Annotated in this window: 24 protein-coding genes; 10 read left to right on the forward strand and 14 right to left on the reverse strand. The window is 63.9% G+C overall.

What is annotated here, in order from left to right:
- Positions 1–189: 189 nt before the first annotated feature.
- The 3 genes from LCM4577_RS21055 to LCM4577_RS21065 are packed head-to-tail and all read right to left on the reverse strand — an operon-like array spanning position 190 to position 4,043.
- On the reverse strand, positions 190–420 hold the full coding sequence (locus tag LCM4577_RS21055) for an AbrB/MazE/SpoVT family DNA-binding domain-containing protein (RefSeq protein WP_040991426.1): 231 nt from the start codon (positions 418–420) through the stop codon (positions 190–192).
- A gap of 60 nt (positions 421–480) precedes the next feature.
- Positions 481–2,604, reverse strand: a complete 2,124-nt coding sequence (gene scpA / locus LCM4577_RS21060) for a methylmalonyl-CoA mutase (RefSeq protein WP_071073247.1) — start codon at positions 2,602–2,604, stop codon at positions 481–483.
- Positions 2,601–4,043, reverse strand: coding sequence for a methylmalonyl-CoA mutase subunit beta (locus tag LCM4577_RS21065; protein ID WP_071073249.1), 1,443 nt, complete (start codon positions 4,041–4,043; stop codon positions 2,601–2,603). Before LCM4577_RS21065 ends, scpA begins: the two co-directional genes overlap by 4 nt.
- A 253-nt stretch (positions 4,044–4,296) precedes the next feature.
- On the opposite strand from LCM4577_RS21065, the gene LCM4577_RS21070 reads away from it, so the two are divergent.
- The gene (locus LCM4577_RS21070) at positions 4,297–5,820 is read left to right on the forward strand and encodes a helicase HerA-like C-terminal domain-containing protein (protein ID WP_071073250.1); all 1,524 of its coding nucleotides are present in this window, start codon (positions 4,297–4,299) and stop codon (positions 5,818–5,820) included.
- Between the two features lie 26 nt (positions 5,821–5,846).
- On the opposite strand, the gene LCM4577_RS21075 is transcribed toward LCM4577_RS21070, so the two are convergent.
- The 4 genes from LCM4577_RS21075 to LCM4577_RS21090 form a co-directional block, all read right to left on the reverse strand.
- Complete coding sequence (locus LCM4577_RS21075; RefSeq protein ID WP_071035603.1) at positions 5,847–6,470, reverse strand: FMN-binding negative transcriptional regulator; 624 nt, start codon at positions 6,468–6,470, stop codon at positions 5,847–5,849.
- A gap of 186 nt (positions 6,471–6,656) precedes the next feature.
- Entirely contained in the window at positions 6,657–7,478 is an 822-nt protein-coding gene (locus LCM4577_RS21080) for a L,D-transpeptidase (RefSeq protein WP_040991313.1), read from the reverse strand.
- 192 nt (positions 7,479–7,670) lie between these two features.
- Positions 7,671–8,642 (reverse strand): helix-turn-helix transcriptional regulator, encoded by a 972-nt coding sequence (locus LCM4577_RS21085; protein WP_052468338.1) that lies wholly within the window; start codon positions 8,640–8,642, stop codon positions 7,671–7,673.
- Positions 8,643–8,760: 118 nt separating this feature from the next.
- A complete protein-coding gene (locus tag LCM4577_RS21090; RefSeq protein WP_041005420.1) occupies positions 8,761–9,423 on the reverse strand; it encodes a haloacid dehalogenase type II in 663 nt (220 codons plus the stop codon).
- A 151-nt stretch (positions 9,424–9,574) separates the two neighbouring features.
- On the opposite strand from LCM4577_RS21090, the gene LCM4577_RS21095 reads away from it, so the two are divergent.
- The 4 genes from LCM4577_RS21095 to LCM4577_RS21110 all read left to right on the forward strand — a co-directional run bounded on the left by LCM4577_RS21095 (position 9,575) and on the right by LCM4577_RS21110 (position 12,819).
- Positions 9,575–10,453: a branched-chain amino acid aminotransferase gene (locus LCM4577_RS21095; protein ID WP_071073252.1), complete on the forward strand. Its 879-nt coding sequence runs from the start codon at positions 9,575–9,577 to the stop codon at positions 10,451–10,453.
- Positions 10,454–10,661: 208 nt separating this feature from the next.
- A complete protein-coding gene (locus tag LCM4577_RS21100) occupies positions 10,662–11,264 on the forward strand; it encodes a superoxide dismutase (protein WP_071035608.1) in 603 nt (200 codons plus the stop codon).
- Between the two features lie 162 nt (positions 11,265–11,426).
- Positions 11,427–11,864 carry a cytochrome c gene (locus LCM4577_RS21105; RefSeq protein ID WP_071035609.1) on the forward strand — a complete coding sequence of 146 codons (438 nt, stop codon included), beginning with the start codon at positions 11,427–11,429 and terminating at the stop codon, positions 11,862–11,864.
- Positions 11,865–11,874: 10 nt separating this feature from the next.
- On the forward strand, positions 11,875–12,819 hold the full coding sequence (locus LCM4577_RS21110) for a cytochrome c (protein ID WP_071073253.1): 945 nt from the start codon (positions 11,875–11,877) through the stop codon (positions 12,817–12,819).
- A gap of 15 nt (positions 12,820–12,834) precedes the next feature.
- Here LCM4577_RS21110 and LCM4577_RS21115 read toward each other — a convergent pair whose 3' ends face one another.
- Both LCM4577_RS21115 and LCM4577_RS21120 read right to left on the reverse strand, forming a co-directional pair.
- Positions 12,835–13,224 (reverse strand): SET domain-containing protein, encoded by a 390-nt coding sequence (locus LCM4577_RS21115; protein ID WP_071073255.1) that lies wholly within the window; start codon positions 13,222–13,224, stop codon positions 12,835–12,837.
- A 112-nt stretch (positions 13,225–13,336) separates the two neighbouring features.
- Positions 13,337–15,448 (reverse strand): S9 family peptidase, encoded by a 2,112-nt coding sequence (locus LCM4577_RS21120; RefSeq protein WP_071073257.1) that lies wholly within the window; start codon positions 15,446–15,448, stop codon positions 13,337–13,339.
- A 133-nt stretch (positions 15,449–15,581) separates the two neighbouring features.
- Between LCM4577_RS21120 and LCM4577_RS21125 the strand changes: the two genes are divergently transcribed.
- Positions 15,582–15,926, forward strand: a complete 345-nt coding sequence (locus LCM4577_RS21125) for an SH3 domain-containing protein (RefSeq protein WP_198541069.1) — start codon at positions 15,582–15,584, stop codon at positions 15,924–15,926.
- Positions 15,927–16,345: 419 nt separating this feature from the next.
- Positions 16,346–16,771 carry a MucR family transcriptional regulator gene (locus LCM4577_RS21130; protein WP_071073261.1) on the forward strand — a complete coding sequence of 142 codons (426 nt, stop codon included), beginning with the start codon at positions 16,346–16,348 and terminating at the stop codon, positions 16,769–16,771.
- Between the two features lie 63 nt (positions 16,772–16,834).
- On the opposite strand, the gene LCM4577_RS21135 is transcribed toward LCM4577_RS21130, so the two are convergent.
- Together LCM4577_RS21135 and LCM4577_RS21140 are read right to left on the reverse strand one after the other, a co-directional pair.
- Positions 16,835–17,263: a SufE family protein gene (locus LCM4577_RS21135; RefSeq protein WP_040991332.1), complete on the reverse strand. Its 429-nt coding sequence runs from the start codon at positions 17,261–17,263 to the stop codon at positions 16,835–16,837.
- 259 nt (positions 17,264–17,522) lie between these two features.
- A complete protein-coding gene (locus LCM4577_RS21140) occupies positions 17,523–17,918 on the reverse strand; it encodes a DUF5330 domain-containing protein (protein ID WP_041005408.1) in 396 nt (131 codons plus the stop codon).
- A gap of 556 nt (positions 17,919–18,474) precedes the next feature.
- Between LCM4577_RS21140 and LCM4577_RS21145 the strand changes: the two genes are divergently transcribed.
- The 3 genes from LCM4577_RS21145 to LCM4577_RS21155 all read left to right on the forward strand — a co-directional run bounded on the left by LCM4577_RS21145 (position 18,475) and on the right by LCM4577_RS21155 (position 21,398).
- Positions 18,475–20,211: a HAMP domain-containing sensor histidine kinase gene (locus LCM4577_RS21145; RefSeq protein ID WP_071073262.1), complete on the forward strand. Its 1,737-nt coding sequence runs from the start codon at positions 18,475–18,477 to the stop codon at positions 20,209–20,211.
- Positions 20,186–20,977 (forward strand): peptidoglycan-binding domain-containing protein, encoded by a 792-nt coding sequence (locus LCM4577_RS21150; protein WP_040991338.1) that lies wholly within the window; start codon positions 20,186–20,188, stop codon positions 20,975–20,977. The genes LCM4577_RS21145 and LCM4577_RS21150 overlap by 26 nt, the downstream gene beginning before the upstream one ends.
- 73 nt (positions 20,978–21,050) lie before the next feature.
- Entirely contained in the window at positions 21,051–21,398 is a 348-nt protein-coding gene (locus LCM4577_RS21155) for a DUF1491 family protein (protein ID WP_041005403.1), read from the forward strand.
- A gap of 5 nt (positions 21,399–21,403) precedes the next feature.
- On the opposite strand, the gene LCM4577_RS21160 is transcribed toward LCM4577_RS21155, so the two are convergent.
- From LCM4577_RS21160 to LCM4577_RS21170, 3 genes are all read right to left on the reverse strand, one after another.
- Complete coding sequence (locus LCM4577_RS21160; RefSeq protein ID WP_071073264.1) at positions 21,404–22,411, reverse strand: DUF2336 domain-containing protein; 1,008 nt, start codon at positions 22,409–22,411, stop codon at positions 21,404–21,406.
- Between the two features lie 396 nt (positions 22,412–22,807).
- Positions 22,808–23,356 (reverse strand): DUF1254 domain-containing protein, encoded by a 549-nt coding sequence (locus tag LCM4577_RS21165; protein ID WP_041005399.1) that lies wholly within the window; start codon positions 23,354–23,356, stop codon positions 22,808–22,810.
- The gene (locus LCM4577_RS21170) at positions 23,349–23,933 is read right to left on the reverse strand and encodes a DUF1214 domain-containing protein (RefSeq protein WP_071073266.1); all 585 of its coding nucleotides are present in this window, start codon (positions 23,931–23,933) and stop codon (positions 23,349–23,351) included. Before LCM4577_RS21170 ends, LCM4577_RS21165 begins: the two co-directional genes overlap by 8 nt.
- Positions 23,934–24,118: the final 185 nt, after the last annotated feature.

Here is a 24,118-nt window from a genome sequence, read left to right on the forward strand (position 1 = left end):
CAACCCGCTCGCGCAAATCCATCGAATATCCAGCCATCGATGCTGGCCTCCTGCCCAGCAGCGATGTTGAATCAGATCATTGCTGATTTGGGAATCCAACGACTCCTACAAACCTCATCCCGCTCTAATCCGCAACGGTTGCGCTGATTTTCACCGAAACGCGCAGTGAAAATCGTCTCTGCCGGGCCTCTATTTTGCTAGCTTGCGCAGTGCAGCTTCGTATTTGTCCATGACAACGCGAGCCGCGTCCATTTGCCGTTGGTGGTTGTCGTGGCGGATTGGCCTTAGAATGAGGCCATCGTCGGTTTCGATGATCTGGAGCTCATCGCCAACTTGAAGGTCCAAGCTGTCAAGCATTTCGCGTGGCAGCAGCAGGGCCCCCGATCCGTCCTCAAGCCCGTGGATGGTTGTCTTGAACATCATCGCGCCATGGTTGTGTCTATTTCCATGGAACAACCTTTCGGCCAAATCAGCAAGCCCTCACTGATCGGCCAGCAACCGATCCATCAGCCGGTTCGCCGCTTCCGGGATGACCGTCCCTGGCGGAAAGATCTCGGCAGCACCCGCCGCAAGCACCGCGTCATAGTCCTGCGGCGGGATAACGCCGCCGGCGACGATCAGCATGTCGCCATGGCCGAGCTTCTTCAGCGCTTCCTTGAGCTCGGGGATCAGCGTCAAGTGCCCGGCGGCCAAAGAGGAGGCGCCGATGATGTCGACGTCGTGCTGCACCGCGAGCTTCGCGATCTCGTCCGGCGTCTGGAACATCGGCCCGACGGTGACATCGAAGCCAAGATCGGCAAAGGCGCTGGCGATTACCTTCTGGCCGCGGTCGTGGCCGTCCTGGCCCATCTTGGCGACCAGGATGCGCGGCTTGCCGCCGGATTTCTTCTCGAACGCTTTGATCTTCTCCTGCAGCGGGTCGAGCGCCGGGTTGTCGCCGAGCGCGTCCCGGTAGACGCCGGAGATCGTCTGCACCGCCGCCGTGTGGCGGCCGAACACTTTTTCCAGCGCCAGCGAAATCTCGCCCACGGTCGCGTTGGCGCGCGCCGCGCGGATCGCGAATTCGAGTAGGTTCTCGTCGCCCTCGGCCGCGCGGGTCAGCGCCGCCAGCGCATCCTCCAGCGCCGCGACGTCGCGCGTGCCCTTGAGCCGCTGCAGCTTCGCCAATTGCCTAGCCTTCACCTCGGCATTGTCGATCTTCAGCACATCGACTTCGATATCCGTCTGCGGCCGGTGCGCATTGACGCCGACCAGAATTTGCTCGCCCGAATCGATGCGGGCCTGGGTGCGGGCCGCCGCTTCCTCGATGCGTAGCTTGGGAATGCCTTTTTCGATCGCGGCCGCCATGCCGCCGAGGTTTTCGACCTCCTCGATATGGGAGAGCGCTCGCGCCGCCAGATCATGCGTCAGCCGCTCGACATAGGCCGAGCCGCCCCACGGGTCGATCATGCGCGTGGTGCCGGATTCCTTCTGCAGGATGAGCTGCGTGTTGCGGGCGATCCGCGCCGAATGGTCGGTCGGCAGCGCCATCGCCTCGTCGAAGGAATTGGTGTGCAGCGACTGGGTGTGCCCCTGCGTCGCCGCCATCGCCTCGATCATGGTTCGGGTGATGTTGTTATATGGGTCCTGCGCCGTCAGTGACCATCCGGAGGTCTGGCAATGGGTGCGCAGCGACAGCGAGCGCTCGTCCTTCGGCGCGAAATTCTTCTTCATCAGGCTCGACCACAAGAGCCGCGCGGCCCTGAGCTTGGCGACCTCCATGAAGAAGTTCATGCCGATCGCCCAGAAGAAGGAGAGCCTTGGCGCGAAGCGGTCGATGTCGAGACCGGCGGCAACGCCCGCGCGCGCGTATTCGATGCCGTCGGCGATCGTGTAGGCGAGCTCGAGGTCGGCCGTCGCGCCGGCTTCCTGCATGTGATAGCCGGAGATCGAGATCGAGTTGAACTTCGGCATGTTGTGCGAGGTGTAGGCAAAAATGTCCGACACGATCCGCATCGAAGGCTTCGGAGGGTAGATGTAGGTGTTGCGGACCATGAACTCCTTCAGAATGTCGTTCTGAATGGTCCCGGCCAGATCCTTCTGCGCGACGCCCTGTTCCTCYGCCGCCACGATGTACAAGGCCATGATCGGCAGCACGGCGCCGTTCATGGTCATCGACACGGTCATCTCGTTGAGCGGAATGCCGTCGAACAGCTGCCGCATGTCGAGAATGGAATCGATCGCCACGCCCGCCATGCCGACATCGCCGGCGACGCGTGGATGGTCGCTGTCATAACCGCGATGCGTGGCGAGATCGAAGGCGACCGACAGGCCTTTCTGGCCTGCCGCGAGATTGCGCCGGTAGAAGGCGTTGGATTCCTCGGCCGTCGAGAAGCCGGCATATTGCYGGATTGTCCAGGGCTGCTGGACATACATTGTGGGGTAGGGGCCGCGCACGAAAGGCGGCATGCCCGGATAGGTGTCGAGATTGGCAAGCCCCTTCAGGTCGCCTTGAGTGTAAAGATGTTTTACGGCGATGCCTTCCGGCGTCATCCGCTGGCCTTTGAGCTCGACCGGCGCGCGACGCGGCGCCGTCCAGCCGATCTGGCTGAAATCCGGGATCATGATCCGGCTCCGATCGACTGGTCGATGCGCACCGGAAACAGCGGCTCGCAGGTCGCGACGCCTTCGGTCAGGGCTGGGCGCCGCTCCTGCGGCAGCGTCTCGACCGGGCGTTCCGTGCCGACGCGGTAAAGCGTTGTTCCGACAATGCCGCGTTCGCCCGACCGGTAGGCGCCGTTGCGCTTGGCGGCAGCAGTCTGGACCCGATTCTGGATATAGCCCTGCTGCAGGCTGGCGAGCACGCCGCCCTCGGCCTCGATGCGCTGGAATTCTTCCCAGGCGGCGGCGCAGAGGTCGTTTGTCAGCGCCTCGACCGCGCCCGAGCCGCTCGCCGGATCGGCGACATGGCCGATATGGCTCTCCTCGGCCATGATGAGCTGGGCGTTGCGGGCGATGCGGCGGGCAAAGCCCGCCGGCAGCCCATGCGCGATCGTGTGCGGCAGGATCGAGATCGAATCGGCGCCGCCGGTCGCCGCCGCGAAGGCCGCGATCGCAGTGCGCAGGATGTTGGTCTCCGGGTCCGCTATGGTCATCATGCGGTAGGAGGTCTCGGCATGGATGCTGGCGGTCGAGGCCGGGATCGAGCAGGCTTCCTGGATGCGCGCCCAGAGCTTGCGCAATGCCCGCACCTTGGCCATCGACAGGAACTGGTCCTGGTCGACGCTGAGGGCGAAGCCGATATGGGGCGCCGCATAGACCAGAGGCTGGCGCGCCTTCTCGAACATCCTGAGATAGGACACGACAGAGGCCATCATCGTGCCGAGCTCCTGCGCCTCGGTGGCGCCGGCATTGTGGAAGACGCGCCCGTCGGCCTCGAGCAGCACGCCCGGCACACCCATCGAGAAGAAATGCGCCAGCGACTGCGGCATCGATTCCTGCAGCGCCTCGATCGAGGTGCGCAACCGCCCGGTTCCGGCGAAGATCGCCGCCGGGTCGATGCCGAAGGAGAGGTTGAGCTTGGTCGGGTCGGAGCGGCGTTTGCTCAAGAAAGCGAGCAGCCAGTCGGCCACGGCGCGGCTCCAGGGATGCGCGTCTATGCGCACCTGYACGCGGTTGAGCGGCACGCCGTCGAGCACCCTTTCCAGCGCTTCCGCGGTGCGCGGCAGGCCGTAGCCGAAGGCATTCGGCGCGCCCTCGAAGACGAGCGACAGGCCGGTGGCGCCTTGGGCGATGTCTTCCAGGGCCTGAGCGCTGGCCCGGGCGATGTCCGGGTTGTCGACACGCTGGCTGACGATCCAGGGCGCGGTCGGATTTGCGCGCGGCAACGGCTCGCCGGCCGTCGAGCGTTGGCTGAGCGGTTCGATGCGGATTCCGTCATCGGTGTGGGAGACGAGCTTTTCCTCGAAGGAACCACCGGCAAGCGCCTTTTCCGCCAGCGCCTGCCAACGCTTGGCATCCGGGTTCGGAAGGTCGACATCCCTGGTCAAGGCGCCGGCGCCCATCGCTCTCCTCGCTTATCGGCCGCATCAGCCGGTCCAGCCAATCTAAGGTCAGGAACCGGATATCACAATGCGTCATCCGGCCGGGTTCTCTCGCGGCCAGCCAATCGATTGCCAAACAAGCGCGGAATCCGCAAGCGCCAAGAGCCAAATTCGGGTGTGCCGCAAAATCGATACTGGGCATTGCCGCATGCGACGAGCGTTACTATACCTCCGGGTGAGGCCCTTTGAGCGGAACAGATTGCGGAGACCGGATATGGTTGACGAGACCAGCATCTTCATCGGCGCCAGCCGCAAGCCCGACGATTCTTATCAGCGCGCGGAGGAGCTGCTGCTGCGCTACGGCAATCGCCACGGCCTTGTCACTGGGGCTACGGGCACCGGCAAGACGGTCAGCCTGCAGGTCCTGGCCGAGGGCTTTTCGAACGCCGGCGTGCCCGTCTTTTGTGCCGACATCAAGGGCGACCTTTCCGGCATATCCATGATGGGCGAGGCCAAGGATTTCCTGGTCAAGCGCGCCGAGCAGGTGAAGCTCGATCCTTACCAGTTCCAGGAATTCCCGGTCATCTTCTGGGACCTGTTCGGCGAACAGGGCCACCCGATCCGCGCCACCATCTCCGAGATGGGACCGCTGCTGATGTCGCGGCTGATGAACCTCACGGAAGCGCAGGAAGGCGTCATGAACATCGCCTTCCGCATCGCCGACGAAGAGGGCCTTCTGCTGCTCGATCTCAAGGACCTGCAGGCGCTGCTCGCCAACATGGCCGAGCGCTCCGACCAGCTCAGCGCGCGCTATGGCAATGTCACCAAGCCCTCCGTCGGCGCCATCCAGCGCACGCTCCTGGTGCTCGAGAGCCAAGGCGCCGCGAACTTCTTCGGCGAGCCGGCGCTGCGCATCGCCGATCTGATGCGCACGACGCGAGACGGCCGCGGCGCGATCAACGTGCTCGCCGCCGACAAATTGATGATGAATCCCAGGCTCTACGCCACCTTCCTGCTCTGGCTGATGTCTGAGCTGTTCGAGGAACTGCCCGAGGTCGGCGATCTCGACAGGCCGAAGCTGGTGTTCTTCTTCGACGAGGCGCATCTTTTGTTCGAGGACGCGCCGAAGGTTCTGATCGACCGCGTCGAGCAGGTGGTGCGGCTGATCCGTTCCAAGGGCGTCGGCGTCTATTTCGTCACCCAGAACCCGCTGGATATTCCCGAAAAGGTGCTGGCCCAGCTCGGCAACCGCGTCCAGCACGCGCTGCGCGCCTATACGCCGCGCGAACAGCAGGCGGTGCGCACCGCGGCCGAGACCTTCCGGCCCAATCCCGATTTCGATTGCGCCACCGCCATCACCCAGCTCGCCACCGGCGAGGCGCTGGTCTCGATGCTGGAGGACAAGGGCGTGCCGGCCATGGTCCAGCGCACGCTGATCCGCCCGCCATCGTCGCGGCTCGGACCGATCACGCCCGACGAGCGCCGCAAGATCATCGCCGAGAGCCCGGTCGCCGGCCAGTACGACGAGGCTGTCGATCGCGAATCGGCCTTCGAAATGCTGCAGAAGAAGACCAAGGAGGCGCAGGACGCCGAAGCGCAGGCAAAGCAGCAGAACRGCGGCGGCTCGCGCTGGACCATTCCCGGGTTCGACGATGTTTTGGGAACCGGCAATCGGCGGTCCTCCAACCGCCAGACGGTCGCCGAAGCAGCCATCAAGTCAGTGGTGCGCTCCGTCGGCTCCTCCGTCGGCCGCGCCATCGTGCGCGGCATCCTGGGCAGCCTGGCCAAGGGACGGTGACGGCCGTCAGCCAGGCCCCTGAGAGGTCACACCGGAATGAGTGGCGCGACCTCGCGATCGGACGGCCGCTCGCTCGCTGCCAGGCCGGCCAGCACGCCGGCGCGATCGGCCGCGTTGCGGTTCTGGCTCATCTTGCGCTTGCCTTCGAGCTTCGTGATCGGCATGCGCAGGCCGACAATGCCTTTCAACTGCGACTGGATGAAATCCGCCGGCGCGTCCGACACGGCCCAGGGTGTGCTACGCTCGCCTTCATGCAGGTTGGTCAGGCGGGTCACCACGTCGAGCAACCTGCCGGCGTCCTCGAAGAATTCGATCGGCCCATGGGCGTGGACGGCGACGTAGTTCCAGGTCGGCACCACTTTCCCGGTCTCCTGTTTGGTCTGGTACCAGGCCGGCGTCACATAGGCGTCCGGCCCCATGAACATCGCCAGCCCGCCGCCCAGCACCGGTGCGCGCCATTGCGGGTTTGCCTTCGCGACATGGCCATAGATCACGCCTTGCTCGCCCTCGTTCTCGTCAAGGAAAAGCGGCAGAGGCGTCGCCAGCGGGCCTTCCGCCGTGGCGGTGACCAGGATTGCAAGTCGCGCGGCGCGGATCGTGGCCGTCAGGCTCTCATGATCGTCGTCGCGGAACGCGGGCGGTGTGTACATGGCTAAACTCCTCGGGGCATAAAATGCACGAAGTCCGGCCCGCTTAGAACATCCAGTCTTGAAAGTTTTGTGTGGTCCAGCCTGGCTGGAGGCCTGGAGCCTGCCCGGATAACCGATGTTCGTCCCAGCGCCGGGCCGCGGTGCCGGCCGCCATACTGGCCAAGCACCGCTGAGAGATCGGGGTCGTTAGAAAATCTCGTTGGTGAGCTGCTTCACCGGGCCGAGCAGGATCGAGCCCGTCGGCACGCCGTTGTCGATCGGGATCGCCTTGCGCTCCGGCATGTCCTCTTCCGGCGCGCCGATATTGGCCGTCACGATGACCGGCGTCTTGGTCGGCACGCGGTCGTAGAGGTCGATGATGTCCTGGTTGATCAGGCGCACGCAGCCCGACGATACCGACTTGCCGATCGACCACCATTCGGGCGAGCCGTGCAGGCGGTAGAGCGTGTCTTGGTTGCCCTGGAAGAGATAGAGCGCACGCGCTCCGAGCGGGTTTTTCAGGCCGCCCGGCATGCCGCCATTCTTGGCGCTGTATTGCGTCAGCTCCGGCTGGCGGGCAACCATCTCGTCCGGCGGCGTCCATTTCGGCCACTTCTGCTTCCACTGCACGACCGCGTCGCCCGACCATTCGAAGCCGGCACGGCCGAGGCCGACGCCGTAGCGGATCGCCTGACCGCCCTCGCGCACCAGATAGAGGAAGTGGCCGGTGGTATCGACGACGATGGTGCCCGGGCGCTGTCCGGTCGGATCGGGAACGATCTGGCGCAAGAATCTGTGATCGATCTTGTTCACCGGGATGGCCGGCAGGTCGAAGCCATTATCCGACATCGCGCCATACATCGTCTCGTAGTCGCCGAGCGGCGGCTCGACATAGGTGGGCGGCGGCGGCTGGATGGGAGCAGGGGCCGGACCGGTGGTGGTGCAGGCGGACACGGCGGCCGAAGCAGCGCCAAGGGCCGTGAAATTGAGGAAGCCACGGCGGCTGATGCGGAAGGAAGCGTCTGACATGGTTGCCTTTTCTAGGTCTTAATTCGCAAGAAAGCATGAATCCGCGGGCAGGTCGCCGGGGGCATTCATAACAGTCGGCGGCGATAGGCGGTTCCAATTCTGGCCTGAGGGTGGACAGAAAAAGGCGAAGCTGTGACCGAGCAGCCGCTGTTGCGCTGCAGCAACAGCGGCGTCAGACGCCTCGCCCTTGCTCTATTTTTCCGGCAGGCCCGCGGTCATCGCCAGATGGCGGACGTCGTTAGGGGCCGTCCCGTAGCGAAGCCTGAACTGGCGGTAGAAGGTGGAAGGCTCGACGAAGCCGGCCTCGAAGGCGATGTCGGCGATACGCCGCAGGACCTGCCGGCGGTCGATCAGGCAGCTGTGCACATAGGCCAGTCTGAGCTCTGTCAGGTAATCGGAAAAACTGGTGTTTTCGGCGGCGAACAACTGGCGGATATAACGAGTGCTGATGGCGAACTTACGCGCGACCTGGTCGACGTTCAGCCCCGGTTCATGGAATGCGGTGGAAAGGTGCTGCTTGATCGCGGCCAGTCGCGCCGCCCTGACACCGGACGACGCGGTATCGTGGCGCGCGCCGAGCGCTAGGACGAGCAAGTCGGTGACATGCCGGGAAATCAGCGCGGTCAGTGCCGGCGGTGCCGTGTCCGGTGACAGCGACGAAAGGTAGCTGAACAGCAGGCGATGCACCGGATTGCTGCCGTCGATGTAATCGGGGCGGATGTCATCCAGGTTCCTGACGAAGGGCGTCACCAGCGAACGCTTGAATTGTATCGCCATCGACCAGGTCGAATCTTCGGTGGAAACGGAAAAACGGCGATCGAGCGCCAGCAGCGCCGGAACCGCTGGCCGGGCCGCGAAATCGCCCAGGCCGGGCATCGAGACGTGGGAACCGCCCCTGTTCCACGACAGCATGATGTCGTCGTTGCCGTCATCCATCAATTCGGCCGTCCGTTCCCATGCCATGAGGGAAACCGACCCTTTCGTGCACATCATATCGGGCAGAAGCACGGTCGTGCCGTCGAACTTGAGCGTGTGGTCGCGGTGCGGCGAAACCTCCATCCGCCTCTGGGTGCGCCCGCAAACATCGCGGATGAACGCTTCGCGATGCTGGACCGGAACGTCATCGAGGCTGAAGGATACGACGTTGTCGGCGCTTGAGAACACGCACCGTTCCCCCCAGAACTGTTGATCGTCCTATGTATGATAGGGCCACGTATGATTTGCAACCAAAAGGTGTGCCAGGCGCGTGTGGCCCTGCGTGCAAACCGGCCTCGCACGCGTCTCAGACGCCCGCCAAGAGGCCCTCGAGCGAAGGCAGGATAAGCCCGGGCGGAAAGTCGCGGTATTCGTCCGGCTGGTTGGTCCGGTTGATCCAGACCGTGCGGAAACCGAATTTCGTCGCGCCGGCGACGTCCCAGCGGTTGGACGATTGGAAAGACACCGCGCCCGGGTAGAGCCGCCAGTTGGTGACCACCATGTCGTAGACCGACGGGTCGGTCTTGAAGCGTTTGACCTGGTCGACCGAGAACACGTCGTCGAGGATCTGGTCGAGCGCGGCGGATTTGACCGCCGCGGCGAGCATCTCCGGCGAGCCGTTGGAGAGGATCGCGAGCTTCGCGCCCGACGCCTTGAGCGCCTTCAGCACGGCCGGCACCTCCGGGTAGCAATCGAGCCGCCAGTAAGCTTCGAGCAGTTTCGTCCGCAGCGCGGGATCGGCCGAGGGCACCTTGCGCAAAGCGAAATCCAGCGCCTGCTCGGTCAGTTGCCAGAAGTCGGCGTATGAGCCCATCAGCGTCCTGACCCAGGAATATTCGAGCTGCTTGGCGCGCCAGATTTCCGACAGCAGCTGGCCATCCGGACCGATCTCGCCGGCATGGCGGCGCACGGCGGCGTGCACGTCGAACAACGTTCCATAGGCGTCGAAGACATAGGCCGCATGATGCATGGAAAGAGTTTTGCGGCGGCAAGCCGCGCCGTGCAAGCGCTGATTGCCGTTAAGTACCGCTGGCCTCAACGATTTTCGGCCATGTCGGTTGACGCCGACCCTGAAAACATCGTCCTATGCCGGCCCGAAATCACTCATTTGGACGGCAAACATGACACTGGCGGCGGCGGCGCAAACCGCGACTTGGACCTATGTGGACGGCGACTGGTATGAAGGCAATGTCGCTATACTGGGGCCGCGCAGCCATGCCATGTGGCTCGGCACCAGCGTCTTCGACGGCGGCCGCTGGTTCGAAGGCGTCTCGCCCGACCTCGAGCTTCACGCCGCTCGCGTCAACGCTTCCGCGACCGCGCTTGGCCTGAAGCCTTCGATGACGACGCAAGAGATCGTCGGCCTGACCTGGGATGGTCTGAAGAAATTCGACGGCAAGACCGCGGTCTATATCAGGCCGATGTATTGGGCCGAGCATGGCGGTTATATGGGCGTGCCGGCGGACCCGGAGTCGACACGCTTCTGCCTGTGCCTCTATGAAGCGCCGATGATCCCGCCATCCGGCTTCTCGGTCACGGTCTCGCCGTTCCGCCGCCCGACCATCGAGACCATGCCCACCAACGCCAAGGCGGGCTGCCTCTACCCCAACAATGGCCGCGCCATACTGGAAGCCAAGGGCCGCGGCTTCGACAACGCGCTCGTGCTCGACATGCTGGGCAACGTCGCCGAGACCGGAACCTCCAACATCTTCCTGGTCAAGGACGGCCATGTGATGACGCCGGCGCCGAACGGCACCTTCCTGTCGGGCATCACCCGCTCGCGCACCATCAACCTGCTCGGCGACTACGGCTTCAGGACGATCGAGAAGACGCTTTCGGTTCGCGATTTCCTCGAAGCCGACGAGATCTTCTCGACCGGCAACCACTCCAAGGTCGTGCCGGTCACCCGCATCGAGAACCGCGACCTGCAGCCCGGACCCGTGGCTAAGAAGGCGCGTGAGCTCTATTGGGAATGGGCGCATTCGGCGTCCGCCGCCTGAGCCGTCGGAGCGTTTTTCCGTTTCGCGGAAACGGCGAACCGCCCATCTCCTTGTTTTGCGCAATTCCGGGCGGAAACCGTTTCACACTTTTCCCGGAATTGCTCTAAAAAGTCGCTCGGCGCTCCATTCCGGAGTTGCCCCGATCCATTCCAGACCTATCTTAGCTCGGTAGTATCACCGGACTTTTTTCCTCGAGGGAGTACCATCCATGGCTTTTGAGTTGCCCGCTTTGCCTTATGACTACGAGGCCTTGCAGCCTTACATGTCGAAGGAGACGCTGGAGTATCATCACGACAAGCATCACAAGGCCTATGTCGACAACGGCAACAAGCTGGCCGCCGAGGCCGGAATGGGCGACCTGTCGGTCGAAGAGGTCGTGAAGCAGTCCTTCGGCAAGAATGCCGGGCTCTTCAACAACGCCGCCCAGCACTACAACCACATCCATTTCTGGAAGTGGATGAAGAAGGGCGGCGGCGGCAACAAGCTGCCCGGCGCGCTGCAGAAGGCTTTCGACAGCGACCTCGGCGGCTACGACAAGTTCAAGGCGGATTTCATCGCCGCCGGCACCACCCAGTTCGGCTCCGGCTGGGCCTGGGTCTCGGTCAAGAATGGCAAGCTCGAAATCTCCAAGACCCCGAACGGCGAGAACCCGCTGGTCCATGGCGGCTCGCCGATCCTCGGCGTCGACGTCTGGGAGCACTCCTATTACATCGACTACCGCAACGCGCGGCCGAAATACCTCGAGGCCTTCGTCGACAGCCTCATCAACTGGGACTATGTCCTGGAACTCTACGAGAAGGCCAAAGGCTGATCGATCTTACTGAAAAGCCCCGGCATGCCGGGGCTTTTCTTTTCGGGCGATGGAAACGGCAAGCCAGCAGGCAAAATCGTCACGGCGAGGGGGAATAATCCCGTTGTGACGTCCGTTAACGTTCAGTCGCGTACTCTCCTTCCTCACCACGGAGCCAATTGAATGAGAAAGCTTGTCCTCGCCATCTCTATGCTTGCCTTTGCCGGTTCGGCCGCTGTTGCCGATCCGATTCAGGATCGCCAGGCCCTGATGAAGGAGCGCGGCAAGCTCGCCGGCCAGTTGTCCAAGGTGGTCAAGGGCGAGGAGGATTTCGATGCGGCCGCCGTTCTGGCGACGCTGAAGGCCCTGCAGGCCAATGCCGAGAAATTCGATGCCGAAAAGCTTTTCCCGGCCGGCTCCGACAAGGGCGACACGACGGCCGCGCCGAAGATCTGGGAAGATATGGCCGGCTTCAAGGCCGCCGAGGACAAGTTCCTGGCCGATGCCAAGGCCGCGGTCGCTTCCCCGCCGGCCGATGCCGACGCGCTGAAGGCGCAGCTCAACACGCTGGGCGGYGATTGCGGCACCTGCCATCAGACCTACCGTATCAAGAAGAGCTGATCGCCTGACGATGGCCTGGTTGAGGAAGCTTGTCGGCGCCGTCATCGTGCTTGGCGGTGCCGGGGCGGTCGCCGGCTGGGTCCTGTCGGCGCCGGTCAGGCTGGACGCCGGCACCATCGCACAACTCGGCCCCGGCGACGCTGCAAAGGGCAAGCGCATCTTCTACGCGGGGGGCTGCACTTCCTGCCACGCCAAACCGGGCGCCCAGGGCGACGCCCGCCTCGAACTCGCCGGTGGCCTGGAGCTGAAGACGCCGTTCGGCACCTTCGTTCCGCCCAACATCTCGCAAGACCGGAAGGACGGCATCGGCGCCTGGAGCGAGGAGGACTTCGCCAACGCCATGCTGAAGGGCGTTTCGCCTTCCGGCGAGCATTTCTACCCGGCCTTTCCCTATGCATCCTATGCGCGCATGAAGCCGGCCGACATCGCCGATCTCTATGCCTTCATGAAGACGTTGCCGGCGGTTGCCGGCAAGGCGCCGGACCACAAGCTGTCCTTCCCCTTCACTATCCGCCGCGGCATCGGCCTTTGGAAGCTTCTCTATCTCAGCCCGGACCCGGTGATCGCGCTACCCGGCGGCATGCCGGACAAGGTGCTGGCCGGGCGTTACCTGGTCGAAGGGCCGGGCCATTGCGGCGAATGCCACACGCCGCGCGATTTCGCCGGCGGCGTCAAGAAGAGCGAGTGGCTGGCGGGCGCCGTGGCCGCGGAAGGCTCAGGGGTCGTGCCCAACATCACCCCGCAAGGYGGCACCAAGGACTGGTCCGAGGCCGACATCGCCAACTATCTCGAAACCGGCTTCACGCCGGATTTCGACTCGGTCGGTGGCGCCATGGTCGACGTGCAGCGGAACATGGCCCAACTGACGGCCGACGACCGGGCGGCGATCGCGGCCTATCTGAAGGCTGTCCCGCCGCACTCCAACGGCTACCCGGCGCGCAAGCCGGCGAGTTGACCTTCCGCCTGCATCTTACGGATGACGGTCGCCCAGAAAATCGAAGCCGTTTTCGAAGAAATGATTGTAGTTGCAGGTGAGTTCCTCGCCCGGTGCGATGTCGCGCAGCGCGTAAGTCTCCTCGGGCGAGGAGACGTCGCAGTTCGGATCGTCGTCGTGGTTCATGTAGCGCGCGTCGTCGGCTTCGAACACGATGTAGCTCGGGTCGTGCCGGTCCGGATAGGAATAGCGGTCGAGATAGGATTTCACCGGTCCCGTCTGGCTCTCATAGGTGTCGACGGGAATGCGCCGGTCGAACCGCGGGTCGAGCTTCCAGATCAGCGTTCCCTTCGGGATGCGATTCCTGGCGAAGACACCGATGCCCTGGATGGACGATTTGTCGAGATAAGTGTCGACGAGAAGCATGACGAACCTTGTTGAATGCAGATTAGCCGGCCCGAACGCGGGATCCAAATGACCGCGCCCAAGACGACCGTGCATTGCGTAACGCGCGGTCTTGCGGATTGCGAGCGGAAAATCAGGCTTTGCCCGTCACTTTCAACGCATAGGCGTAAATGTAGGCGATCTCCTCCAGCCGCGAGAACCGGCCGGAGGCGCCGGCGTGCCCGGACTCCATGTTGATCTTGAACAGGACCGGATTGCCGCCCGTCTTGCGTTCGCGCAGCCGCGCCACCCATTTCGCCGGCTCCCAATAGGTGACGCGCGGATCGGTGAGGCCCGCCAGCGCCAGGATCGGCGGATAGTCGAGCGCCGCCACATTGTCATAGGGCGAATAGGCCGCGATCGTCTCGTAGTCGTCGGCGGACGCGATCGGATTGCCCCATTCCGGCCACTCCGGCGGCGTCAGCGGCAGGCTGGCGTCGAGCATGGTGGTAAGCACGTCGACGAAAGGCACCTCGGCGACGATGCCGCCGAAATCCTCCGGCGCCATGTTGGCGATCGCCCCCATCAGCATGCCGCCGGCGGAGCCGCCCTGCGCCACGATGCGGTCGTGCCTTGTGTAGCGCTCGGCGACAAGATGGCGGGCGCAGGCGATGAAGTCGGTGAAGGTGTTCATCTTCTTCGCCCRCTTGCCGTCCTCGTACCAGCCGTAGCCCTTGTCCTTGCCGCCGCGCACATGCGCGACGGCATAGACGAAGCCGCGGTCGACCAGCGACAGGCAGTTGGTGTTGAAGGCGGAAGGAACGGTGATGCCGTAGGAGCCGTAGCCGTAGAGCAGGCAGGGCGCGGAACCGTCGAGCTGTGTCTCGCGATGGTAGAGCAGCGAGATCGGCACCAGCTCGCCATCGGCTGCCGGCGCCATCAGCCGGCGCGTGACATAGTGCTCGGGATCGTGGCCGGAGGGCACTTCCTGCGTCTTCAAAAGCACGCGCTCGCGACTGCGCATATTGTAGTCGAACACCTGCGCCGGCGTCGTCATCGACGAATAGGTGAAACGCATCACTTCGGTGTCGTATTCGTAGGAGCCGGAAAGGCCGAGCGAGAAAGCTTCTTCGTCGAAGGAGATGAAATGTTCCTCGCCGCTTGAGCGCTCGCGCACGACGATGCGCGGCAGGCCGTCCTTGCGTTCGAGCCGGACCATGTGATGCTTGAAACCGAGCACCGACAGGATCAGCCGGCCCGGCTCGTGCGGCACCAGTTCCTCCCAGTTGGCGCGCACCGGATTGTCGACCGGCGCGGTCATGATCTTGAAGTCCTTGGCGCCGTCGGCGTTGGTGAGGATGAAGAAGACGTCGCCGCCTTCTTCCAAATCGTATTGTAGGCCGGTCTCGCGCACCGCCACCAGCTTCGGCGCTGCGGTTGGATCATTGGCGGGAAGCAGGCGGCATTCCGAAGTTTCATGATCGTTGATGCCGATCAGGATCCAGTCATTGGCACGCGTGCCGCTGACATCCATGAAGAAGCCGGGGTCGGTTTCCTCATAGATCAGCCGGTCGTTTTCCGACTTGTCGCCGAGYGCGTGGAAGAACACTTTCGACGGGCGATGATTGTCGTCGAGACGGGTATAGAAGAAGCCGTCGTGGCCGGCGTTCCAGACCCCGCCGCCGCCCGTATCCGGAATCTGGTCGGCAAGGTCCTTGCCGCTCGTGAGATCGCGCACGCGCAGGGTGAAGAACTCCGAGCCCTTCTCGTCGAAGGCCCACAGGAGCTGCCTGTGGTCGCCCGAATGGTCGACGCCGCCGAGCCTGAAATAAGCCTTGCCCTCGGCCTCCTTATCGCCGTCGAGCAGGATCTCCTCGGCGCCGCCGTCGCGCGGCGTGCGGAAATAGCGCGGCTGCTCGCCGCCTTGCCGGAAGGAAGAGCCATAGGCAAAGGGGCCGTCCTTCATCGGCACGGTCGAGTCATCCTCCTTGATGCGCCCCTTCATCTCGGCAAACAGCTTGCCGCGCAGGTCCGCCGTGCCCGCCATCAGCGCCGCCTGATAGGCGTTTTCAGCCTCGAGATGAGCCCGGATGCGGCCGTCGAGCAGGGAAGGATCACGGAACACGGCCTGCCAGTTGTCGGCCCGCATCCAGGCATAGTCGTCGTTGCGGGTGACGCCGTGATGCGTGTCGGAAACCGGATGTTTCTCAGGGATAGGCGGGCTGGCGGCCGGGAAGGCGGAAGTCAAGGCGGGAGCTCTGGTCATTACGTCTCGCTGCGGAATTTGCTTGAATGACGAATGAACACGCCGCTCAGCGGCGGTTCAAGAGGCGCGGCTCAAGATGGTCTACAGAAGCTAAGTCGAAGGGGGAAAGATGAAATCCTGTGTTTCTACCGCAATGTCTGTCGCCGTCCTCGCGGCGGGTCTGGCTTTTTCCAGCCAGTCTCATGCAACCGTCTTTGCCGCCTGGCAAGTGGCGGGCGTGCCGTTCGGCGACACGCTCAATGCGCGAAAGTATCCGTCCAACGCATCCCAGAAACAGGCTGCCTATCCGAACGGCACCGTGCTGCAGATGACCGGCCGCTGCACCGGTGGCGTAAACCTGCTCGATATCGCCCGCCAGCCGCAATGGAAGCAGCGCCAGACGATCCGTTATCGCTGGTGCGAGGTCTGGCACGATCCGGCGCAGAACGGTCATTTCGTCACCGGCTGGGTCTACGGCAAATATATCGCGCCTCACTGAGGGATACCATCGCGCCGCCTTGTCGGGTCCAGCCGCCAAGGCGACGTCCTTGCGCTTCGTTGCGCCACAGGATTCGTTGTGCTGGCGCAACGGCGCCCAAGCATTGGCCAAGCATTGAACGCCGTGTAGAGCGGCGATCGGATGTCTAACATGCGGATGACGCAACGTCACGGCATGCTGGTCTGGCCAGAAAAATCTCGCGAAGTTACACGGTGCACGAATTTTTGAAGCTGAATCGGCAATATTTGATGAATATCGACCAATATAAGTCAATATGCGAATTGACTTACTTTCAATGCGGCGTCATTAAGATAACCGACGCGAATCTCAGAGCCTTTCCTGAATGAAATTCGCGCGATGCCCGATCCAAGAAAAAGGGCGCAGTTTTAGAAACAAACTCTCGTTGGGGCCTTAGCACTATGGAAATCGTCGAAACACCTTCGAAAAACGGTGATGCGCTGATCGAGCTGACTGCCGATGTCGTCGCCGCCTATGTCAGCAACAACCCGGTGCCGGTCGGGGAACTGCCGAACCTTATTRCCGACGTCCATGCCGCGTTGGGCCGCGTCGGCGGCTCGTCGGAGCAGCCGTCGGCCGAAAAGCAGAAGCCGGCCGTCAACCCGAAGCGCTCCGTCCACGACGACTACATCGTCTGTCTCGAGGACGGAAAGAAATTCAAGTCGCTGAAGCGGCATTTGATGACCCATTACAATCTCACGCCGGAAGAGTATCGCGAGAAGTGGGGTCTGGACGCCAACTACCCGATGGTCGCCCCCAATTACGCGGCTGCCCGCTCGCAGCTGGCCAAGAAGATGGGTCTGGGCCGCAAGCGCAAGGGCCGCTGATAAGCCTCGCCTGCTGCAGTTCGACGGCGCCCTCCGGGCGCCGTTTGCTTTAAAGATCTGAGGTCAGGCCGTCTGCTTCAGCGCCGCTTCCGCGTCGCGTTTGATGCGCTTGACCATCGAGCGGAGGCCGTTGGCGCGTTGCGGCGACAGGTGCTCATCGAGGCCGAGCTCTTTCAGCGTCGCCTCGGCGTCCGTGTCCTGGATCTCGCTTGCCGGCCGGCCCGAAAACAATGCCAGCATGATGGCGACGAGGCCGCGCACGATATGGGCGTCCGAATCGCCCTGGAAGCGGATGACCGGATCGGTACCTGCTCCCTGCTCGGTGGTCAGCCACACCTGGCTCACGCAGCCGGGCACCTTGTTAGCGGCCGTGCGTTCCGCCTCGGGAAAAGGCGGCAGGCCTTCGCCGAGCTCGATCACATAGCGATAGCGGTCCTCCCACTCGTCGAGCAGGGAAAAGTCGTCGCGGATCGTCTGGATCGACGGAGTCATCGCACCGCATATAGTGGCCCGGCACCGCCACGTCACGGAAAAAGAAAGACGCCGCGGGCGTCGAGAGGTCGGACGGGCCCGCGGCGGAGAGCAATTCCAGGAAAAGTGCGTAGCGGTTTTCCGTCCGGAATTGCGCCAAACCGAATAAAGAGCAATTCCAGGAAAAGTGCGGAGCGTTTAGGCTCGGCGACTTCGCCGCAGCCTCTCCGTCTGGAATTGCGCCAAAACCAAAGAGCCGAGCAAACGGCCGAGAAAGCTCTCAGTTCTTCGCCGTCAGCATCACCGGAATGTTGACCTTGGCGGGCAGCACGACCTCCTCGGCGATGCTGCCGGTGGTCGCGACGGCGCCATCCGCGACCTTCGTCTCGGGCGCGGCGGGCTGCCCGGACTGCTGCTTGTCGTCGATCATGGCCGCGGCGATCTTGGCCGTTTCCTTGGCGCGAACGGTGATGGTGTACATGGCCGATTTGCCGGTTTCGCAGACATCCGGCTTGCGCTCGCAGAGCCCGGCAATGTCGCCGACCGCCTCGCGCGCCGCAAACAGCGCCTGGATCGGTCCGACGCTCTGCTGCCCGTCTTCGCCCGGGCCGACGCCGAGCGGCAGCGCCAGCAGCACCAGCGAGAACCAGAAAGCCATCCTGATCAGAAAGCCCATCTTACTTGCCTCTCATCCGGGATGGATGATGCATCCATCCGTCACGGATCATGCATCCCTTGGCATGACCTCTTTTATGGGCGCGATAATGGCACAGTCACGCAAAGGACGACTTGCATCGAAGCCGCCAATTTTCCTCAAATTTTAGGCAAATTCGAAAGGAATTGGTTTTGAAACGGACTTGTCTCGAATCTCGTGGACCACGTTTACTTTATGATAACCATATATCCTATTGCTATTAAATGATTTTTCCTCATGTGACGGTTAGCCGGATCAAGGTGCGGCCCGTTTTGGAACAGGCCTCGCGGCTAACTCGCCGTTTACCATGGCGGCAACTCGGCGTGCTTTGCGGGGCCGGCGTCACAATATTTGCCTTGGACGGGTCGCCGGCCCCACCAGCCTTATCCATTCCTTAAACGCTGGATGCGAGTTTCAAGTCATTGATTGAGTCACCTGCCAGGCAGGGCGTTTTTTACCACCGGGTACGCGTGCGTTGAGTTCGATTTCAGCCAGATACGTTCAATTGCCCGGGGCGGTTTCAGCCGGCTGCGAACRCATGGTTCACCCGACCGTGACGGGTGAGGCCGAACGCTTGCGCCAGCGCCGCTTCATCGGCGTCATGCTCGCCGCTCCGTTCCTGGCCGCGGGCGCCGCGGTCACGCTCGTCACATCCGGCCTCGGCGCGGCCGTCACGATGGCCGCGATCTTTGCCGCTTTCGGCCTGTGCTGGTTCGCGGCGCTTCTGGTGGCGGCCACCGGCCATATGGCGCTCGCCGGCCGCATGGCGGTCGTGCTGGGCGGTTTCGCCCTTGCCGGGGCTGTTGCCGCGGCGGGCGGATTGGCCTCGCCGGCAGCACTCCTTGCCATCGCCTTGCCGGTTGAGACCTTGTGGGTCTCGGGATCGCGGCGGGCCGCGCTGTCGGGCGCGCTGGTGGCCATTGCCGCCATCGCGCTGCAGCCCTTTGTCGGGCAGTTCCTGYCGCTCGGCGAAATCGCCGCCTGGCATTGGCTGCTGCCGCTCGCCTGGGCGCTGACGCTGTTGCCGCGGGCCGCCGCCTTCGCCAACCCGGCAGGCTCGCAGCTGACGGAGCCTGGCGGCGATCGCCTTGAGGACGTCATCGACGCCGTCGTCCTGCGCGTTGGGCGCCAGGGCGACGTGCTCGACGCGTCCGCCAAGGCGCGTTCGATCCTAAAATTGGCGCCGGAGCTCCTGCTCGGCACCGGCCTTTTCGACCGCGTCCATCTTTCCGACCGCGTCGCCTATCTCACCGCCTTGGCCGACATGCGCGAGGGCGCGCCGAAGCGCCGGCTTGATCTGCGCATCCGCTTGCCGCGCGAGGGTTCGAGCGCGTCCGACAATTTCCGCCCGTTCAGCCTCGAGCTGCTGCGGGGCGAGGCCGACCGCGATGTCTTCACCCTGGTCCTGCGTGAAAACGACGATGTCGCGGCACTTCGCGAGGAGCTTGCGGAAGCGAGGGAGGCGGCCGCGACCGCCGAAGTGGCCAAGGGCCGCTTCCTTGCGGTGGTCAGCCACGAGCTGCGCACGCCGCTCAACGCCATCATCGGCTTCTCCGACATGCTGCTGCATGAGATGTTCGGCGCCTTCAAGGATCCGCGCCAGAAGGAATATGTCGGCCTCATCAGGGAGTCCGGCCAGCATCTTCTGTCCGTCGTCACCTCGATCCTCGACGTATCGCGCATCGAGGCGGGCGCCTATGCGACCGAGCTGGAGCCGTTCCGCTTCGTCGAGGCGGTCGACATGTGCCGCTCGATGATGCGGCCGCTGGCCGACGCCAAGGGCATAGTTCTCGCCACGCAGATCGCGCCGGATGCGGGCGAGATCAATGCCGACCGCCGCGCCGTGCAGCAGATCCTGATCAATCTCGCTTCGAACGCCRTCAAGTTCACGCCCGATGGCGGCAGCGTGGTGATCGGCGCCAAGCGCGTCGGCTCGCGCCTGCATTTCTGGGTGAGCGATACCGGCATCGGCATCGCCGAGGAGGATATGGCCAATCTCGGCAAGCCATTCATGCAGATCCAGAACGACTACACGCGCCGCTTCGAGGGAACCGGGCTCGGCCTGTCGCTGGTCAAAGGTCTGGTGGCGCTGCACGACGGCACGATGTCGATCGAGAGCGCGCCGGGTGAGGGCACCACGGTGACGATCGGCCTGCCGGTGAACGGGCCGAAGCGGCATACCGGTGCGCCTTCCGGCGTGCTGGCCATGCCGGCGGCGAAGCCGAAGGGGGATAGAGATGGGGAGAGGAATGGCTCGCTCCGCAAAACGGCCTAAGGTCGTCGAACCCGAACGCGGCGTCCTTGCCGAAGGCGCGGTCGCGGTCGGTCAGCTGATCGCAAGCAATCCGGTCCTCGTCGGCGGTTCGACCGCCTTCCTGGTGACGCTGTTCTATGTCTCGGCCAATGCGCTCTGGTACCAGCCTTTTCCACATACCGGCGCCTTCTTTGCCACCCGCAGCATCGAGAATTTCCCGCACACCGTCTCCAACGAACCGGAAACCACCATCAACATCGTGCGCCAGGCACCGGCGCAGCCCGTGGCCAAGCCGGACCCGGTCGTCCAGCAGGTGCAGGGCATTCTGAAGGACCTCAATTTCTATGACGGTACGGTCGATGGCCTTACGGGTCCGGCGACCCGAAAGGCCATCCAGGCCTATCAGCTGAAGGTCGGGCTGCCGGGGTCGGGCGAGATCGACGGGGCGCTGCTCGACCAGCTTGGCGCCCGCCAGACGACGGCGGCCATTCCCCACCCGGCGCCGCGGCCGGCCGATGCGGCAGCCGCCACGCCGTCCGCCAAGCCATCGGTCATTCCGGTCTCGGCGCCGGCCGGTGACCCCACATTGTCTCCCGACGCCCGCATCGTCAGGATCCAGGCCGGCCTCAAGGCCTTCGGCAACAACGACATGCAGCTCGACGGCAAGGTCGGCGCCCGCACCAAGGCTGCGATCAAGGAGTTCCAGGCCCTCTTCGGCCTCCCCGAGACCGGCGAGCCGGACGAAGCGGTCTATGTCAAGATGCGCGAGATCGGCCTGACGAACTGAGCGACCGCATCCGATCGTTTCGGTTCCTTCACCGCTGCTGTAAGGAACCGCGCATGCCATCCGGAAACCTCCCATGCGCGTAACCACTGATCTCTGGGTTTCGGCCCTCGTCCGCCGCGTCTTCGGCGCCGGCGGTTTTGCCGCTATCGTCAAGCGCGGCGCGACCGAGGCGGGCGCCGTCTTCGTGCTGTCGCGCGGACGTCTGGGGGAGGTGGCCCTCTACGGGCCGGCGCCGCAGACGAGCTACGATTCGGCCAAGCCCGACGAGCGCTTCTTCACCCTGCTCGATTCAAGCGACGACAGCTCGGCCTTCGATGCCCGGCTGGAGCGGGAGAAGAAATTCGATCCGGACATCTGGGTGGTCGAGATCGAGGCGGGAGCCGTTCCGGTCGAAGAGCTTCTTTCCGTGAAGGCGGAGTAGCCGCGTCAGGAGGCCTTGAGGCCGGCGCGCGCCTCGTCGCTGTTCGAGGCTTCGCGGCTCTCGATGCTCACCGCGTCGGGAGCATTGCCGCGGATCGCCCGCGAAAGGGTCTCCGCCTTCCAGGCGCGTACCTTATCGAGCGCCGCCTCGCGGTGCATCAGCCGGTAGCGGTCGAGGAAGAGGCGGATCGCCTGCGGATGCGGGAACTCGCCGGGATAGACCGCGACCGCGATCAGGAAGGCCCTGTCTTCGCTGAGGTCGAGGGCGCGCAGCGCTGCAAGCAATGCGCCATAGCTCGATTGCCCGGTCACCGAGCGGGCCGTCGCGAAGTCGATCCCCAGCGCATCGGCAAGGGCGGTCTGGAAGAAGGCAGCGTTGCCGGTCAACGCCGTCTCGCGCAGCTTCACATAGGCCGGCTGGCCGAGGAATGTGTTGACGTCGGCAGCGTCTCCGGTCGGGCGCATCATCGACCGCAGGCGGCGCCGCGCGTTCTCCGCGGCTTCGCCGGAGGCGGGACGGTCGGAGTCGGTCTTTCCCGCGGGCTCCGGTTTCGGCGTGAGCTTCGTGACCGTCTCCGGCGGCCGCGTCTTGACCAGCGTCGGTCTTTCCAGCGCGCGGATGAGGTCGGCGATCGTCGGGTTGAGCTCCTTGCGGCGCGCGATGGCGCGCGCGTGCGGCAGCCCGTGCCGGCCGATCAGCGCGATGAGATCGATGTCGCTCAGCGCATTGGAGCGGGTGAGCAAGGGAGCTGCGGTCTCGACCGGCTCCTCGGCCAGCCGCCGCACCAGGGCTGTCGGCGCGTAGTCGCATTCGGAAAGGGCGGCGGCGACGTAGCGGCGCGACTCGACCGAGACCTCATCGAACAGCGGCAGCGTCAGATCCTCGAGCTGCGCGATCTCGCGGCGCGAGGGACGGGTCAGCGAGCAGAAGGCCGACACGGCGGCGCGGAACAGCCTTTCGGCCTTTCCCGCTTCGGTCCGGATAGCGATTTGCCTGAAATCCGAAGATGACACGGAGGATACGCCCGACACTCGACACAATCCCGAACTTGCGCAATCCGGCCGGGCCGGTTTCGCGTCTTCAGGAAAAACAAACATCAAATTAGCGGCGATCCGTTAGCGCTCCGTTAACCCTCTACGCCCCTTAATCGACTTTGGAGGCGTTGCGTTGTGCTCCGGTCAAACCGAGAGGAATGCGCGAACCATGGGCATGGTCCTGTCTTTTGTGCCGCGTGCGGCACCTGTAAATCGAGCAAGTCACGACACCACGACGGCGGCGGCGGTCATTATCTTCCCCGGCGTCCGCTATGAGTTGCGTCCGCAGGCCGATGAGGCCCGGCCGGACAGCGGCGCTGACAGGCCGGGCTCCCCGCCACCCGCCAAGCCGCATCACTGATCGGCCCGCCTTTCTCAGTAGTCCTGCAATTCGCAGGCGCTCTGCTCGAGGAAGCGTGACACGATCGGCTTCCAGCTCTCGTCCGGCACGAAGGCGCGGACGACGAAGATACCTTCCTCGATCGGCGCTTCGACGAAGATCGCGCCCTGCAGATCCTCCGGAAGGTCGCGCCGCACATCGATCATCTGCGCCGGCGTCAGCACCACCGCATCGAGCTTCTCGCCATTGGCGTTGTGATCGTTGAAGGAATAGATGTTGTGGCCGTTGCGGTCGTAGACCGAGGCCGACCAGAACGGCACGTCGCCCGGCGCCCTGATCCTGACCAGCCCGTCCGTGAGATCGAACCGGCAGGCGGCGGCATAAAACAACGGGTCGACCGACTTGACCACCGGCGCGCCGCCGGCCTCGGCGTCCAGCCGCGTCATCTTGTAGAGGTCGGATGCCATCGCCAGCCGCGACCAGGCATCGCGTTCGGAAAATTCCGGCACCAGGAACAGCACCACGATATGCACGATGCCGGCGCCGAGCAGGCCGAGGATCAAGGCATGCAGCAGCTTACGCATTGCAGCCCGCCTTCAGGATGCGCGGCAGCGTGACGTCCGAGAGACCGGTGCTCGAGGCGATCGGCGTGTCGTAGAAGGTCAGCACGAAATACATCTTGCCGGAGCCGCCAGTCAGCAGCCAGTTGCCGGGAGCAGGGCGGCTGCCGACGGAAATGACGACCGAATTGTCAGGCCGGCGCAGGACTTCGTAGGACTGAAGCGCTGATTGCCTCGGCTTGCCTGTGTCGATCACCCCTAGCGACTGGTCGGCGGCATAAAGCGTCCAGAAGCGGGCGGCGGGATAACCGCCTTCGATCGTGTAGGTGCATTCGCGTTTCAGCGGCTCGCCGGCATCGTCGCGCTCGGCGACGAATGCAAGCCCCTCGGCCTGGCCGAGCGCCAGCACGCCCTCGCGTGCCACACGCGCCTTGGAGTAGGGGTCGGCGGCTAGAGTCCCGACTTCGGGGAAAGCGGTCCATTGGCCGATGCGGATCGCGCCGACGCCGTCCTGCGCATTAAGCGCATACCAGACGCTGTAGCCGCCGAGCCCGATGGCAATGGCAAGCGAAAGCAGCGTCAGGATGGCGTTCTTGAGCATGAGAGCCGCAACAGAGGAGATTGCCCGGGATATCGCGACGCGGGGTGCCGTGGCAAGCCGGCTTCACGCCAGCGCCGCCCTAAAGCGCATCGCAATTTTTCAGATTCGCTCCCTGCACTTTAGGTTTTTGATTTTACGCATGTCGTCATCCCGAAACCGGTTCCAACTTTCGGGAGACATGCTTT

Origin of the sequence: Mesorhizobium sp. LCM 4577 (genome assembly GCF_001854795.2) — a bacterium.
In the GTDB taxonomy this organism is placed as follows: Bacteria; Pseudomonadota; Alphaproteobacteria; order Rhizobiales; family Rhizobiaceae; genus Mesorhizobium; species Mesorhizobium plurifarium.